The organism is Sphingosinicella sp. CPCC 101087, from assembly GCF_004151485.1.
Lineage (GTDB): Bacteria > Pseudomonadota > Alphaproteobacteria > Sphingomonadales > Sphingomonadaceae > Allosphingosinicella.
The window spans coordinates 1-1370 of record NZ_SBFF01000033.1 but is presented as its reverse complement, the minus strand read 5'-3'; the positions used below and the strand labels follow the sequence as shown (position 1 = coordinate 1370).

1 protein-coding gene is annotated in these 1370 nt (G+C 70.4%); it reads right to left on the bottom strand.

The window, feature by feature from the left end:
• Nucleotides 1-1370, bottom strand: a 1370-nt coding sequence (locus EKM57_RS21650) for a TolC family outer membrane protein (protein ID WP_129794615.1), incomplete at both ends; no start/stop codon positions are given.

The window sequence follows — 1370 nt, the reverse complement described above, 5'->3', positions numbered from 1 at the left end:
TGGAGCTCTGTCACGGGGCTGTTTGCGTCTGGTGGGGCGGTGCGGGTGGAGACCGGCTGCGGCGACGGCCCGTCGTCCCAGTCGGACCAGCTTCCGGAATAGCGATCGTGATAGACGGTCGGATCGTAGAGCGCGCCGCCATCGAGGTTCAGATTATCTGCCTCGGCCTGTCCCATGGTGTTGAGCAGCTGGAAGCCGGCGACATAGGCGTCGCGACGGGCGGTGACGAGCGCGACCTGGGCGTTGAGCAGCTCCTGCTCGGCATTGAGCACGTCGAGGACGTTGCGTGTGCCGACCGTCTGCTCGGCGCGCGTGCCTTCCAGCGCGAGCTGGTTGGCGGCGACCGCGATCTCGTTCGATTCGATCGCCTCCTGCGCCGCCTGGTAGCTGGCGAAAGCGGCACGGCTGTCGGCAATGACGAGCCGCTCGATGCCGATCGCCTGCTCGAGCAGCTGGCTGCGGAACGCCTGAGCCCGGCGCACGCGCGCACCCGCCGCCCCTCCCTGGTAGAGCGGCACGCGCAGCGACAGGCCGATGCCGGTGCTGGTCGTGCTGTTGGGACCCAGCGGCACGCCGGCGTCCGTCTCGTTCGTGCCGAGCGCGTCGAGATAGCGGGTGGTGCCCACCGCCGAGATGGTCGGCAGGCGCTCGCCCCGCACCGCGGCCACGTCGAAGCTGGCGGCCCGGGCCTGGGCGGCGATCGACGCCAGGTCGGCATTGTTCGCCAGAGCCTCCTGCGACGCCTGGTCGGCGGAACCGGGGAGCGGCGGCAGCGGCGGAGGCGGCTGCAGCTCGCCCGGCGAGTCGCCGATGACCCGGCGGAAATTCTCCTCGCTCGCCTCGAGCTGCCCCTCTGCCGTGGCGAGATTGCTCTGCGCCAGCGCCAGGCGCGCTTCGGACTGGGCCACGTCCGTGCGGGTGAGGTCGCCGACCTCGAACCGGTCGCGGGTCGCCTGCAGGTTCGTCTCCAAGACGCGCACCTGATTCTCGTTGAGCTGGACGATCACCCGGTCGCGGATGACGTCCATGTAGGCGGACACCGCCTCCGTGAAGATGTCGCCCTCGGTCGCCCGAAGATCGGCGCGGCCGGCCTCCACCCGCGTGTCGGCAGCGCGCACCGAATTGCGGATCCGGCCGCCGGCGAACAAAGGCATGCTGACATCGGCCCCAACGCTCAGGCCGCGCTCATTGTCGCCCGGCAGATTGTCGGTGAAAACGTCCTGGGTGGCGTCCGCCGTCGCCGTCACCTGCGGACGGCCCGCAGCGCGCGCAATGGCCACGTCCTCGTCCAGCGTGCGAAGCTGCGCCCGCTGCGCCATGATCGTCGGATTGGCATCATAGGTCTTCGCCAGCGCCTCGCGCAGCGTCTC